The organism is Pseudomonas sp. ADPe (genome assembly GCF_014843515.1).
GTDB lineage: Bacteria > Pseudomonadota > Gammaproteobacteria > Pseudomonadales > Pseudomonadaceae > Pseudomonas > Pseudomonas citronellolis.
The window spans coordinates 6,408,913-6,422,706 of sequence record NZ_CP062122.1 but is presented as its reverse complement, the minus strand read 5'-3'; the positions used below and the strand labels follow the sequence as shown (position 1 = coordinate 6,422,706).

The following is a 13,794-nucleotide window of genomic DNA, read 5'->3' as shown; positions in this document are numbered from 1 at the left end:
GTGCTTGGATGTTCTGGAGTCAGCCGGCAACACCGGAGGCTTCCGACTGAACCATTCCTCCTCTCGGCACGGACTAGCCCCCTCTCCCTTCAGGGAGAGGGCTGGGGAGAGGGAAAGGAACCCACCTCCGCGCCGAGGGAACCGGCAAGCGCTCCTCACAAACTCCGCGCAATCACCAACCGCTGCACATCACTGGTGCCCTCATAGATCTGGCACACCCGCACATCCCGATAGATACGCTCCACCGGGTAATCCTGCAGGTAACCATACCCCCCCAGCGTCTGAATCGCCGCCGAGCACACCCGCTCGGCCATCTCCGAGGCGAACAGCTTGGCCATGGAGGCTTCCGTCAGACACGGCAGGCCCGCCTCACGCAGGCTCGCCGCGTGGTGGACCATCTGCCGGGCCACGGCTATCTCGGTGGCCATGTCGCTGAGGCGGAAGGCCACCGCCTGGTGCTGGATGATCGGCTTGCCGAAGGTCTCGCGCTCGTGGGCGTAGTCGCGGGCGTATTCGAAGGCGGCGCGGGCCATGCCCACCGCCTGGGAGGCGATGCCGATACGCCCGCCCTCCAGGTTGGCCAGGGCGATGGCGTAGCCCTGGCCCTCCTCGCCCAGCCGGTAGCTGGCCGGGATGCGCAGGTCATCGAAGGCGATCTGGCAGGTGTCCGAGGCGTGCTGGCCGAGCTTGTCTTCCACCCGCACCACACGGTAGCCGGGGGTGTCGGTGGGCACGATGAAGGCGCTGATGCCCTTCTTGCCGGCCGCCGCGTCAGTCACAGCGAAGACGATCACCAGTCCGGCGTGGCTGCCGGAGGTGATGAACTGCTTGCTGCCGTTCAGCACGTAATGGTCGCCGTCGCGGCGCGCGCGGGTCTTCAGGAAGCTGGCGTCGGAGCCGGCCTGGGGCTCGGTGAGGGCGAAGGCGCCGATCATCTCGCCGCGGGCCAGGGGTACCAGGAACTGGCGCTTCTGTTCTTCGCTGCCGAACTTGGCGATGGGCATGCAGCCCACCGAGTTGTGCACGCTCATGATGGTGGAGCAGGCGCCGTCGCCGGCGGCGATCTCTTCCAGGGCCATGGCATAAGCCAGGTGCCCGGTCTGCGCGCCGCCCCATTCCTCGGCCACCAGCATGCCGAGGAAGCCGAGATCGGCCATTTCCTTCAGCGCCTCGGCCGGGAAGCGGTGCTCGCGGTCCCACTCGGCGGCGAAGGGTTTCAGCCGCTCCTGGGCGAACTGGCGGGCGACGTCGCGGATCTGCAGTTCTTCTTCGCTGGGAATCATGCTTCGCTCCTTACAGGCGCTCGACGGCGATGGCCGTGGCTTCGCCGCCGCCGATGCACACCGAGGCGATGCCGCGTTTCAGGTCGTACTGCTGCAGCGCCGAGAGCAGGGTCACCAGGATGCGCGCCGCCGAGGCGCCGATCGGGTGGCCCAGGGCGCAGGCGCCGCCGTGGACGTTGAGCTTGGCGTGGGGGATGTCCAGCTCGCGCATGGCGGCCATGGCCACCACGGCGAAGGCTTCGTTGACCTCGAACAGGTCCACCTCGCCCAGGCCCCAGCCGCTGCGCTGCAGCAGGCGCTGGATGGCGCCCACCGGCGCGGTGGGGAACAGGTTCGGCGCAGCGGCATAGGAGGAATGCGCGCGGATCGCCGCCAGCGGCGCCAGGCCGCGTTTCTCGGCCTCGGACAGGCGCATCAGCACCAGCGCGGCGGCGCCGTCGGAGATGGAGCTGGAGTTGGCCGCGGTGACGGTGCCGCCCTCGCGGAATGCCGGTTTCAGCGTCGGGATCTTGTCCAGCCTGGCCTTCGGCGGCTGCTCGTCCTGAGCGATCTCGCGGGTTTCCTTGCCGGCCTTGACCGTCACCGGGACGATCTCGGCGGCGAAGCGGCCGTCGCGCATGGCCTGCTGGGCGCGGGTCAGCGAGGCGATGGCGTAGTCGTCCTGCTGCTGGCGGGTGAAGCCGTAGCCCTGCGCGCAGTCCTCGGCGAAGGTGCCCATCAGCCGGCCCCTGTCGTAGGCGTCCTCGAGGCCGTCGAGGAACATGTGGTCGAGCACCTTGCCGTGGCCCATGCGGTAGCCCGTGCGGGCGCGCTCCAGCAGGTAGGGCGCGTTGGACATGCTCTCCATGCCGCCGGCCAGCACCACGCCGGCGCTGCCGGCCAGCAGCGCGTCGTGGCCCTGCATCACGGCCTTCATGCCCGAGCCGCACATCTTGTTGATGGTGGTACAGGGCGTGCCGCGGTCCAGCCCGGCGCCGAGCACCGCCTGGCGCGCCGGGGCCTGGCCCTGGCCGGCGGAAAGCACGCAGCCGAGGATGGCTTCGTCGATCTGGTCGGCGCCCAGCTGCGCGCGCTCGATGGCGGCGCGCACGGCGGCGGCGCCGAGGGTGGCGGCGCTGGTGTCCTTGAAGTCGCCGAGGAAGCCGCCCATGGGCGTGCGGACGGCGCTGACGATGACTACGGGATCGTTCATTTTCGTTACTCCTGTCACTTGGCGGCCATGCGGATGGCGCCGTCGAGGCGGATCACCTCGCCGTTGAGCATGCTGTTCTCGACGATGTGGCGGACCAGCGCGGCGAATTCGTCGGGGCGGCCCAGGCGCGGCGGGAAAGGCACGCTGGCGCCGAGGGCGTCGCGGACTTCCTGGGGCATGCCGGCCATCATCGGCGTTTCGAAGATGCCGGGGGCGATGGTCATCACGCGGATGCCGTGGCGCGCCAGTTCGCGGGCGATGGGCAAGGTCATGCCGACCACCCCGGCCTTGGACGCCGCGTAGGCGGCCTGGCCGATCTGCCCGTCGAAGGCCGCCACCGAGGCGGTGTTGACGATGACGCCGCGCTCGCCGCCGGCATCCGGCTCGTTGCGGGCCATGGCCTCGGCGGCCAGGCGCAGCATGTTGAAGCTGCCCACCAGGTTGATGTTGATGGTCCGGGAGAAGCTCTCCAGGCCATGCGGGCCGTTGCGCCCGAGGACTTTTTCGGCCGGCGCCACGCCGGCGCAGTTGGCCAGCCCGTGCAGCGCGCCGAAGCTTTCCAGCGCGGCTTCCACGGCGGCGCGGCCGTCGGCCTCGCTGGTCACGTCGGTGCGCACGAAGCGCGCACTGGCTTCGCCCAGCTCGGCCACGCGGGCGCCGCCGGCCTCGGCGTTGACGTCGGCCAGCAGCACGCGGGCGCCCGCCTCCACCAGGGTTTTCGCGGTGGCCGCGCCGAGCCCGGAACCGCCGCCTGTGATGAGGAATACCTTGTCCTTGATCTGCATGGAATCTCTCCGAATCAGTGCTGCGCGGCCGCGCGTTCGGCCGCCTCTTGTTGCCGGGCTATCTCCTGGTTGCGCAGGAGGAAGCGCTGGATCTTGCCGCTGGGGGTCTTCGGCAGTTCGGCGATGAACTCCACTTCCCGCGGGTAGCTGTGGGCCGACAGGCGCTTGCGCACGTACTGCTGCAGCTCCTCGGCCAGCTCCGGGCTGGGCTGGTGCTGCGGGCAGAGCACCACGTAGGCCTTGACCAGTTCGGTGCGCTCCGGGTCGGGCTTGCCGATCACCGCCGCTTCCATCACCGCCGGGTGCTCGATCAGCGCGCTTTCCACGTCGAAGGGGCCGACGCGGTAGCCGGAGGTGGTGATGAGGTCGTCGGAGCGGCCGACGAAGCTGATGCTGCCGTCGGCGTTCAGCTCCACGGTATCGCCACTGAGATAGTAGTCGCCGACGAAGGCCTTGGTTTCCATGCCCTGGTAGCCGGCGAACCACATCAGCGGCGAGCGCTTGCGGTCCATGGCCAGGATGCCCGGCTGGCCGGCGGGCAGTTCCTCGCCGTTCTCGCCCAGCACCACCACGCGGTGGCCGGGGATGGAGTAGCCGGCCGCGCCCAGGTGCACCGGGTGCTGCAGCCCATGGTGGTTGGCCAGGACCATGCCCAGTTCGGTCTGCCCGTAGTGGTCGTGGATGGTCGCCCCCAGGCCCTCGGCGAACCAGCGGATCACCTCCGGGGTCAGCGCCTCGCCGGCGCTGCTCACCGCGCGCAGGCGGCCCTTGAGTTCGCGTTCCACCTCGGCGGCCGAGGCCTTGAGCATGCGGTAGGCGGTGGGCGAGCCGGCCAGGTTGGTGATGCCGTACTGGCGGATGATCCGGCAGGTGCTCTCCACCGTGAAGGCGCCTTCGTAGAAGGTGGTGGCGTGGCCCAGGGCCAGCGGGCCGGTGACGGCGTAGTAGAGGCCGTAGGCCCAGCCCGGGTCGGCCAGGTTCCAGAAGCGGTCCTCGGGGCGCAGGTCGACGGCGTCGCGCAGGTAGCCGGTGAACGCCAGGATGGCCTTGAGCGGCACCGCCAGCGGCTTGGCCAGGCCGGTGGTGCCGGAGGTGAACATCAGCAGGAAGGGGTCTTCGCCGTTGCGCAGGACCGGTTCGAACTGCTCGGAGCGGCTTTCCAGGGCCTGCTTGAAGTCCAGGTCGCCGGCCGGGATCGCCTGGCCGCCGCTGACGGTGATGATCTGCGGGGCGTTGGGCACTTCGTCGAGCTTGGCGCGGTTGCCGGCGTCGGTGACCAGCACGCGGCTGCCGGCGATGCCCAGGCGGTGCTCGATGGCCTTGGGCCCGAAGGCGGTGAACAGCGGCTGGTAGACCGCGCCCAGGCGCCAGGTGCCGAGGATGGTGACCAGCAGTTCCGGGGTGCGCGGCAGCATGCCGGAGACGCGGTCGCCGGGGCGCACGCCCAGGTCATGCAGCAGGTTGGCGAACTGCGCGGACAGGGCCTGCAGCTGGGCGAAGCTGTATTCGGCGCGCTCGCCGTTGCGGCCCTCCCAGTACAGGGCGACGCGCCCGGACGAGGCATGGCGGTCGCAGCATTCGACGCAGGCGTTGAGGGCGTCGAGGCTGCCGGCGAGGGTGTCTCGGGCGGTGGCCGCGTAATCGAATTCGGCAGCGGCGGCGGCATAGGGGCGCATCGCGGAACTCCTGGCTTGTTCTTGTAGGGAGTAGCGGGATGTTCGCGCCGGGCGGTTGCCGCGGCAATGTCGAAAGGGACTTATGTGGATGAGCGGATTGGACAGCGGGGGTGGGGAGTAGCCGGGGGTAGCGGTGCCTGGGGTTGGCTCCGCCCCCTCACCCCAGCCCTCTCCCGGAGGGAGAGGGGGCCGTCCGTGCCTGTGGTGAGAATGGTGGTTCGCCGGCAGCGCTGGAGTGGCCGGCGGACACGGAACTCACAGCTTGCGCCGAACTGGCTCCCTCTGGGAGAGGGCTGGGGTGAGGGAAAGGAATTCCCCCCGGCGCCGACGTAACCGACAAACACCAAAGCGCCGCTGGAATCAACGCAACCCGGCAACGATCTCCAACGAACGCAAGCGCAAGGCATGGTCGTAGATATCACTGGTGAAGATGATCTCATCCGCCCCGGTCTGCTCGACGAGGATTTCCAGGCGGCTGCGCACCTTCTCCGGGCCGCCGATCACCGCCAGGCCGAAGAAGTTGCCTACCGCCTCCTGCTCGTGGGGCAACCACAGGCCGGCCATGCGCTCCACCGGCGGCTTCTGCTTGAGGCTTTCGCCGCGGATCAGCGCCAGCACGCGCTGGAACGCGGTGGTCGCCAGGTACTCGGCCTCTTCATCAGTGGGCGCGGCGATCAGCGGCACGCCGATCATCGCGTAGGGCTGTTCGAGGATGGCCGAGGGCTTGAAGTTCTGCCGGTAGATGCGCAGCGCGTCGTGCAAGTAGCGCGGCGCGAAGTGCGAGGCGAAGGCGTAGGGCAGCCCCTTCTCAGCGGCCAGGCGGGCGCTGAACAGGCTGGAGCCGAGCAGCCAGATCGGCACCCGCGTGCCCTCGCCGGGGATGGCCAGCAGGCTCTGCTGCGGGCGGCGCGGGCCGAGGAGCATTTCCAGCTCGGCGACCTGCTCGGGGAAGTCTTCGCCGTCGCCGAGCATGCGGTCGCGGCGCAGGGCGCGCATGGTCGCCTGGTCGGCGCCGGGGGCGCGGCCCAGGCCCAGGTCGATGCGCCCCGGGTAGAGGCTGGCGAGGGTGCCGAACTGCTCGGCGATCACCAGCGGCGGGTGGTTGGGCAGCATCACCCCGCCGGAGCCGACGCGGATGCGCGCGGTCTTGCCGGCGATGTGGCCGATCAGCACGGCGGTCGCCGAGCTGGCGATGCCGTCCATGTTGTGGTGCTCGGCCAGCCAGTAGCGGGTGAAGCCGAGGCGTTCGACGTGGCGGGCCACCTCGACGGCGTTGTTCAGCGCCTCGCTGACGGTGCCCTGGTCGCGGATGGGCACCAGATCGAGCATGGAAAAGGCGGTTTCGGACAGGGACTTCATGGAGGCTCCGGTCAGGGCCCGCGCGGCAGGCGCGCGGGCGTGGCTTTGAGCCGGACTCTAACCACATGCCTGGCGCATGACCACGCGTCGGCGTCGATAGTCATCATGCCGCGCAGTGATGAAAGCCCCCTGCCCCGGCCTCAGGCCGCCGCCGACACGCCGTCCAGGCGGTGGAACAGGCGGTTGAAGTACACCAGGCTGTCGCCCTGCTCGCGCACCGCGGCGCGCTCCAGCTCGACGAACAGCACCGAGTGCGAGCCGACTTCCTTGCACTCGCTGATGCGCCCTTCCAGGGTGACCAGGGCGTCGCGCAGCACCGGCACGCCGGCGCAGCCCTCTTCCCACAGGGCCGAGGCGAAGCGTTCCTCCATGGGCACCTGTGTCATGCCGGCGAAATGCCGGGCCAGTTCCTCTTGCTCGCCGCGCAGCACGTTGATGCACAGGTGGCCGTTGGCGCGAAAGGGTTCGTGGCTGGCGCTGCCGCGGTTGATGCACACCAGCACCGTGGGCGGCGAGTCGGTGACCGAGCAGACCGCGCTGGCGGTGATGCCGCAGCGCCCGCCGGGGCCGTCGCTGGTGATGATGTTCACCGCGGCGGGCAGCCGCGCCATGGCGTTGCGGAAGTCGATCTGGGTCTGGCTCAGGTTGTTCATGGCGCGCCCTTGTGGCCGGTTGTCGATGCTTGCCAATCTACGGCCCCGCGGCCAGGCGCGGTATCCAGGCGAATCCCATGGCGGCGGTGGCTGGCCTTTAGTCGACTAGGGGGTTTCTTTATCGCCAGCCCGGCGCCGCCTGGGTATGCTGGCCCCTGGGCGCAAGCGCGCCCGCCCGTGCGTGCCGCAGCGAAGACTGCGAGCCAGACCTAATAAGAAGAACCGTGGCAGTGCCCTGATGGATACCCGCAAACCCGTTGTTTACATCGTCGACGACGACAAGGACCTGCGCACCTCGCTGGCCTGGCTCCTGGAGTCGGTCAGCATCCAGGCGCAGTGCTTCGCCGGCGCCGAGGAATTCCTCGCCCACTACGACCCCGGCAGCCCCGCCTGCCTCGTGCTCGACGTGCGCATGCCGGAAACCAGCGGTTTCCAGCTGCAGGCCATGCTCAACGAGCGCGGCGCGGCGCTGCCGATCATCTTCGTCTCGGCCCACGGCGACATTCCCATGTCGGTGCAGGCGATGAAGAACGGCGCGCTGGATTTCGTCGAGAAGCCCTACAACCCGCAGCAGATGCTGGAGCGCATCCAGGCCGCGCTGAAAGCCGCGGTGCAGGTGCACGCCGGCGCCGAGCAGAAGCGCCAGCTGCAGCAGCGCCTGGACCTGCTCACCGGACGCGAGCGCGAGGTGCTGGGCATGGTGATCGACGGCAAGGCCAGCAAGGTGATCGCCCGCGAGCTGAACATCAGCGTGAAGACGGTGGATGTGCACCGCACCAAGATCAAGGAGAAGATGGGGGTTTCCAGCATTGCGCTGCTGGTGCGGGAGGTTTTGGACCTGGGGGTGCCGTAGGGGAGCTTCGGGGCTTTCCTGTAGGAGCGAGCTTGCTCGCGAACCGTATCTCCCTGGAACAACGGTGCTTTCGGCCTGCCTCGCTCCCTCTCCCTAACCCTCTCCCTGAAGGGAGAGGGGACCGTTGGGCAGGGTTTGATGTTTTGGCGTTAGCCGGCGACCTCGGCGGTTTCCGGCGGAAACCATCAGCTTTCTCGGCACGGACAAGCCCCCTCTCCCTTCAGGGAGAGGGCTGGGGAGAGGGGGGGAGTCAACCCAAGGCACCAGTGCTGCCGGGAGACTCCCGTTCGCGAGCAAGCTTGCTCCTACGAAGAGAAGAGCAGGTGTCAGAGGTCCAGCACCAACCGCGCCGACCTGGCCCGCGAGACGCAGGCGCAAATCTGCCTGTTCGAAGCCTTCTCCTTGCTCGACAGGCAGTTGTCCCGATGCTCCGGCTCGCCTTCCAGCACTTCCACTATGCAGGTGCCGCAGATGCCTTCGCGGCATTCGGTGTCTATGTCGCAGCCGTGGGCCTGGAGCACGTCCACCAGGCTGGCGTCGGCCGGCACTTGCAGTACCACGCCGCTGCTGGCCAGTTCCACTTCGAAGCTGCCGGCCGGGACGGCGTTGGCGGCCGGGTCGGCCTGGAAGTGTTCCAGGTGGATGGCGTCTTCGCTGCGGCTGCGCTTGGCGACGTCCACCACCTTGTTCATGAACGGCGCCGGGCCGCAGGTGTAGACGTGGGCCGCTGCCGGGGCGCGTGCCAGGCTGGCGGCCAGCTCGGCTTCGAGGTCGGCCGGCTCCACGCCGTAGTGGAACTCCACCTTGCCGGCGAACACCGGGCCGGACAGCAGTTCGACGAAGGCCGCGTGCTCCGGCGAGCGGGCGAAATAGTGCAGCACGTAGGGCTCGCCCCGGGCGTTGAGCTGGTAGGCCATGCTCAGCAGCGGCGTCACGCCGATGCCGGCGGCGAACATCACGTGCTCGCGGGCTTCCGCGGCCAGGCGGAACAGGTTGCGCGGGGCGCCCATTTCCAGCTCCATGCCCTCTTCCACCTGCTCGTGCAGGGCCGCGGAGCCGCCGCGGGAGGCGGCTTCCTTCTTCACCGCCACCAGGTAGGCGGCGCGGTCTTCCGGCGGGCTGCACAGGGAGTACTGGCGGGTCACCCCGGTGGGGCCGGTGACGTCGACATGGGCGCCCGGCTCGTAGGCATCGAATGGCTGGCCGTCGCTGCGCACGAGGCGGAAGGAACGGATGTCCAGGGCTTCGTCGACGATCCTTTGGATTCTTACCTTCATCATTGTTGTTACCTGCAAGGCGTGGTGTATTGATGGGCTCGGCACCCTCTCCCCGGCCCTCGCCTACGCGGCCCGCCCTGAAGGGAGAGGGGGTTGTACGGTGTGTGCTGGGAGTCCTGAGTAAACCTCAGCGCATGAACAGGCCGCCGTTGATGTCCCAGCAGGCGCCGGTCACCGAACTGGCGTTGTCGGCGACCAGCAGCAGCACGCTGTCGGCCACGTAGTCCGGGTCGCCCAGGCGGCCCACCGGGATGGTCTTGAGGATCTGTTCCAGGCGCTCCGGGGCCACCGTCTCGCGCACCACCGGCAGGTCCAGCGGGCCCGGGGAAATGCTGTTGACGGTGACGCCGGCCGGCGCCAGCTCGCGGGCGAAGACCTTGGTCAGCGTCGCCACGCCGCCCTTGGCCGCGGCGTAGTGGCCGCCGGTGGCGGTGCCGCCGTTCTGCCCGGCCAGCGAGGCGATGTTGACGATGCGGCCGAAGCCACGGCTGGCGAAGTGCGCGCCGAACACCTGGCAGGCGACGAAGGTGCCGCGCAGGTTCACCGCCAGCGAGGCGTCGAATTCCTCCGGGGTGATGTCCATCAGCGCGGCGACCCTGGATACCCCGGCGTTGTTCACCAGGATGTCGCAGCCGCCCCACCTGGCCTGCAGCAGGTCGCGGGCGCGTTCGAAGTCGGCCTTCTCGCGCACGTCCAGCTCCACCGCCAGCACGCTGGCACCGCTGGGGTCGAGTTCATCGGCCAGGCGCTGGGCGTCGCCCAGGCGCACGTCGGCCAGGGCCACGCGGTAGCCGGCGCCGCGCAGGCGCCGGGCGATGCATTCGCCGAGGCCGCGCGAGGCCCCGGTGACGAGTGCGGTACGGGTCATGGCTGCATCCTCAGAGCAGGAAGCCGATGGCGCCCAGGGCATCCTGGGCGTTGATCAGGCGCACCACCTTGCGCTCCAGGCGCGGGCCTTCGGCGGCGAAGCGGATGCGGTGCTCCAGGTCGGCGACGAAGGGCGTGTGCACGCCGCGCTTGTAGGCGTAGAGGATCTGCGCCGAATGCACTTCGACCAGATCGCCGGCAGCCTCCACCAGGCGGAAGCGCGACACCGTGCGCACGGTCTTGGCCGAGTCCACCGCCGAGGGCGAGAAGCCGGCGCTCAGGCGCTCGATGCGCAGGGCGCGCATGCGCGCGTCGTCGAAGGCGTAGTTGAGGCTGGCGGCGAAGTCGTCGCCCTCGGCGTCGATGGGCACCACGTAGATGCCCTCCTCGCTCCACAGTCCGCTCCACTGCGCGTAGTCCTTGCGGTCGAGCAGCTCGGCCTCGCGCCAGATGAATTCAATGGCCTTGGCCAGCGGGCCGGAGAAGCCGTTCAGGGTGTCGTTGCTCATTGGCTCATCATCCTTTTCCACATTTGGTAGGCCTCGCGCATGCCGCCTTCGTCGGTGGCGTGGGAAACCTTGTCGCCGTTCTCGGCAACGACTTCGCGGTTAAGCCCGCGGTTGACCAGGATCGGCGCCTCGGGGCCGGCGTAGGAGCCGCGCTGCACGCGGTCCCAGGCCTCGGCGTCGTCCGGGCTGCCGAAGCCGAACGGGCCCTGGAAGTGCTCGTGGATGCGCAGGCGCTCGCGGTTGGCGATCTCCGGGCCGCCGTCCATGCCCAGGGCCACGTGGCGGATTTCCGTCTCGGTGACCGACACCGGGCGCAACACGCGGAAGAACGACATGGACATGGCCACGTTGGGGAACAGGTTGAGGTTGAAGCCGGCGCCGTGCAGCGAGCGGACGATGCGGCGCACCTGTTCCGGCGGCATGGTCCTGGACAGTTCCTCGGTGACGTGGGCGAAGCGTTCCTGCAGTTGCTCGGTGCCGTCGTCGTGGTCGAGGTCGACGTGCTCGGGCACCATCACCATCACGCTGTGGCCGTTGCCCAGGGCGTGGGTCACCGCCTGCGGGTCGGTCATGAACGAGAGCATCTCGCTGGTCTCGTCGTCCACCGAGGACATCCACGACTTGTGCACGATGGGGAAGTGGTAGCCGTCGGTGGTGTTCTCCAGCTGGATCTTCCAGTTGCCCTTGAAGGTGAACTTGTGTTCGCCCTGGACCTTGATCGGGAAGCCGGCGCCCTGCTTCATGAACAGGTCCATCCAGTGCTTCGCCCCGCCGAGGAAGTCTTCCAGCGGTTCGATGTCGGCGTCGTAACTGGCGAAGATCATGCCGGCGTAGCTTTCCACCCGCAGGCTGGTCAGCGGCAGCTCGGCCTTGTCGAGGATGTCCTCGTAGCCGTCCGGGTACGGCAGCGCGCGCAGCTTGCCGTCCAGGCCGTAGGACCAGCTGTGGTACGGGCAGGTGAAGCCGGTGGCGTTGCCCTTGTGCTTCTCGCAGACGGTGGCGCCACGGTGGCGGCAGCGGTTCTCCAGGACGTTGACCTGGCCCTTCTTGTCGCGCACCACGATCACCGGGCGGCGGCCGATCATCGTGGTCTTGAAGTCACCGGGGTTGCGCACTTCGCTGTCGTGGGCGACCCACACCCAGGTGCGGTAGAAGATTTTCTCCAGCTCGGCCTCGAACAGCGCCGGGTCGTGGTACAGCGAAACGTCGACGCGGTCGGGCTGGACCAGTTGCTCGGGGCTGCCCGTCTTGGCGATCAGCCGGTACTCGGGGGCGCTCATGGGTGTCTCCTCATGCCATTTTCTTGTTCGTCGGCCGCTCGGCGGCCAGTGCCTGTTCCAGCTGCGCGCCGAAGGCACAGACGCGTTCGTCGTCGCCCTTGCGGCCGACGATCTGCAGGCCGACCTTGAGGCCGCCGTGCTCCAGCTCCACCGGCACGCTCAGCGCCGGGTGGCCGCTGAGGTTGAAGGGGCGGACCAGGGAGGTCAGCGCGGCCACGCTCTTGCCGCTGCGCGCATCGCTGAGCAGCGGCGGCAGGCTGGCCAGGGTCGGCAGCAGCAGGATTTCGTAATCGTCCAGGGCGGAGTCGATGGCGCGGGTGAAACTCGCGCGCACGCCTTCGGCCTCGGCCAGTTGCGCGGCGCTGGTGCGCCCGGCGGCGAGCAGGCGCTGCTCGACGTCGGCGCCCAGCAGGCCCTTGCCGGTGAATTGGCCCAGCGCCGCCCAGTTCTCGTGGTTGATGACCACCAGGCCGGCCTCGAAGGCCGCCTCGAACTCGCCCAGGTAGAGGCTCGCCCGGCGCCAGCCGGCGCGGTCGGCGGCGGCGCCCAGGCAGGCCTGGATGTGCGGGTCGGCGGGCACTTCGAGGAAGGCCACGCGGGCATTGGCGCCCGGCGGGTTCACGGCGCCGAAGCCGGGGCAGAGCACCTGCATGGCGGCGACGAGGTCGGCCATGTTCGCGGCGAACGGGCCGACGCAATCCAGGCTGCTGTGTTCCGGGTGTACGCCCGCGCGGCTGACGCGGCCGAAGCTCGGCTTGAGCCCGGCCACGCCGCAGCAAGCCGCCGGCACCCGCACCGAACCGCCGGTGTCGGTGCCCAGGGCGATGTCCGCCAGGCCCGCGCCGACCGCCGCGGCGGAGCCGCTGGACGAGCCGCCGGGCACGCGCTCCGGCGCCTGCGGATTGCGCGGCGTGCCGCTCCAGTCGTTGATGCCGGTGACGCCGAAGGCCAGCTCGTGCAGGTTGGTCTTGCCGACGATGCGCCAGCCGGCGTCGAGCACCCGCTGCACCACTTCGGCGTGGTGTTGCGCGGGCGCGCTGTCGGCCAATGCGCGGCTGCCGCAGCGCGTCGGATGGCCGGCGATGTCGATGGTGTCCTTGACGGCGACGCGCTTGCCGGCGCCGCCAGGTTCTAATTCAATGACGAATTCGCTGACGAAGATGCTCATGCCTCGCCCTCCGCGAGTGCGCCCAGCGGCATGGCCAGCAGCCGCCGGGTACGGAAATGGGTGATCTGCCAGGCCTCGCCGACGCGGCGGAAGTCCAGGTTCAGGCGGGTGCCGAACAGCTCGCTGCGGCCGTCGACATAGGTCGACAGCTGCTGCATCAGCCACTGGCCGCGCGCGGTGTCGCCGCCCTCCCCGACCTCGATCGACTCGCTGCCGAGGAAGTGCAGGTTGAGCGCGAAGTGCTCGGCCGGCGGCAGGTAGCCGGCGACGAACGCCGCCACCGCCGCGCGCCCTTCATGGCGGCCGAAGCTCTGCCCGGCGCGGGCGCCCAGGCCTTCCCAGACGGCGTCCTCGGCGAACAGTTCGGCCAGCTCGGCCTGCAGCGCCAGGCTGTCGCGCGGGACGTCGCAGAGGTCCATGTAGCGGGCCATCAGGCGGCGCACGGCGGCCTCGCCTTCGAGCCGCGCCAGGCGCGCTTGCAACTGCTCCAGGGCCTGGCCCATGGCTCAGCTCCGCGCCGCTTCGGGGATGCTCAGCGGGCGGCCGACGCGGGCCTCGATCCGGGCGTACTTCCACAGGCTGTACTGGCCGACCTGCACGGTGCGGAATAGGTTGCAGGCGTCGACCACGGTCTGGTGGCAGTCAACGTCGGCCATGATGTAGACGGTCCAGGGCGCGGTGTTGGAGGCGCCGACCATCAGGCGGTCGTCGTCGAGCACGCCGAGCACGTTCATGCCGGGCAGCGCGCCCAGTTCGCCCAGCATCTGGCTGAAGCCCTTCCAGACGCTGATGCCTTCGCCGGTGGGCAGGTCGAAGAAGTTCTGCGTGATGCCGATGCAGAACAGCACGCGCATGGGTTCGGCGGTGGGTCGGGTCATGGTTTCTTGTCCTT

General features: G+C 69.3%; 14 protein-coding genes. 1 reads left to right on the top strand and 13 read right to left on the bottom strand.

Annotated elements, in window-relative coordinates; all coding sequences use genetic code 11:
* Window positions 1–155: 155 nt before the first annotated feature.
* The 6 genes from IG194_RS29050 to hpaC all read right to left on the bottom strand — a co-directional run bounded on the left by IG194_RS29050 (window position 156) and on the right by hpaC (window position 6,948).
* Window positions 156–1,283: an acyl-CoA dehydrogenase family protein gene (locus IG194_RS29050; RefSeq protein ID WP_058489556.1), complete on the bottom strand. Its 1,128-nt coding sequence runs from the start codon at window positions 1,281–1,283 to the stop codon at window positions 156–158.
* Between the two features lie 10 nt (window positions 1,284–1,293).
* Complete coding sequence (locus IG194_RS29045) at window positions 1,294–2,475, bottom strand: acetyl-CoA C-acyltransferase (protein ID WP_058489555.1); 1,182 nt, start codon at window positions 2,473–2,475, stop codon at window positions 1,294–1,296.
* A 14-nt stretch (window positions 2,476–2,489) separates the two neighbouring features.
* Entirely contained in the window at window positions 2,490–3,260 is a 771-nt protein-coding gene (locus IG194_RS29040; RefSeq protein ID WP_058489554.1) for a 3-hydroxyacyl-CoA dehydrogenase, read from the bottom strand.
* A gap of 14 nt (window positions 3,261–3,274) precedes the next feature.
* Window positions 3,275–4,936, bottom strand: coding sequence for an acyl-CoA synthetase (locus IG194_RS29035; RefSeq protein ID WP_058489553.1), 1,662 nt, complete (start codon window positions 4,934–4,936; stop codon window positions 3,275–3,277).
* Window positions 4,937–5,296: 360 nt separating this feature from the next.
* Entirely contained in the window at window positions 5,297–6,295 is a 999-nt protein-coding gene (locus tag IG194_RS29030; protein ID WP_043272673.1) for an LLM class flavin-dependent oxidoreductase, read from the bottom strand.
* Between the two features lie 140 nt (window positions 6,296–6,435).
* Complete coding sequence (gene hpaC, locus IG194_RS29025; RefSeq protein WP_058489552.1) at window positions 6,436–6,948, bottom strand: 4-hydroxyphenylacetate 3-monooxygenase, reductase component; 513 nt, start codon at window positions 6,946–6,948, stop codon at window positions 6,436–6,438.
* 238 nt (window positions 6,949–7,186) lie between these two features.
* On the opposite strand from hpaC, the gene IG194_RS29020 reads away from it, so the two are divergent.
* A complete protein-coding gene (locus IG194_RS29020) occupies window positions 7,187–7,801 on the top strand; it encodes a response regulator transcription factor (RefSeq protein WP_058489551.1) in 615 nt (204 codons plus the stop codon).
* Between the two features lie 326 nt (window positions 7,802–8,127).
* Here IG194_RS29020 and IG194_RS29015 read toward each other — a convergent pair whose 3' ends face one another.
* The 7 genes from IG194_RS29015 to IG194_RS28985 form a co-directional block, all read right to left on the bottom strand.
* Entirely contained in the window at window positions 8,128–9,081 is a 954-nt protein-coding gene (locus tag IG194_RS29015; protein ID WP_058489550.1) for a PDR/VanB family oxidoreductase, read from the bottom strand.
* Window positions 9,082–9,205: 124 nt separating this feature from the next.
* Window positions 9,206–9,946, bottom strand: a complete 741-nt coding sequence (locus IG194_RS29010) for an SDR family NAD(P)-dependent oxidoreductase (RefSeq protein WP_058489549.1) — start codon at window positions 9,944–9,946, stop codon at window positions 9,206–9,208.
* Window positions 9,947–9,956: 10 nt separating this feature from the next.
* The gene (locus IG194_RS29005) at window positions 9,957–10,454 is read right to left on the bottom strand and encodes an aromatic-ring-hydroxylating dioxygenase subunit beta (protein WP_043272669.1); all 498 of its coding nucleotides are present in this window, start codon (window positions 10,452–10,454) and stop codon (window positions 9,957–9,959) included.
* On the bottom strand, window positions 10,451–11,734 hold the full coding sequence (locus IG194_RS29000; RefSeq protein ID WP_058489548.1) for an aromatic ring-hydroxylating oxygenase subunit alpha: 1,284 nt from the start codon (window positions 11,732–11,734) through the stop codon (window positions 10,451–10,453). The genes IG194_RS29005 and IG194_RS29000 overlap by 4 nt, the downstream gene beginning before the upstream one ends.
* Before the next feature lie 10 nt (window positions 11,735–11,744).
* Window positions 11,745–12,902: an amidase gene (locus IG194_RS28995; RefSeq protein ID WP_058489547.1), complete on the bottom strand. Its 1,158-nt coding sequence runs from the start codon at window positions 12,900–12,902 to the stop codon at window positions 11,745–11,747.
* Entirely contained in the window at window positions 12,899–13,405 is a 507-nt protein-coding gene (locus IG194_RS28990; RefSeq protein WP_058489546.1) for a nuclear transport factor 2 family protein, read from the bottom strand. The genes IG194_RS28995 and IG194_RS28990 overlap by 4 nt, the downstream gene beginning before the upstream one ends.
* A gap of 3 nt (window positions 13,406–13,408) precedes the next feature.
* Window positions 13,409–13,780, bottom strand: a complete 372-nt coding sequence (locus IG194_RS28985) for a hypothetical protein (protein WP_009622212.1) — start codon at window positions 13,778–13,780, stop codon at window positions 13,409–13,411.
* Window positions 13,781–13,794 lie beyond the last annotated feature (14 nt).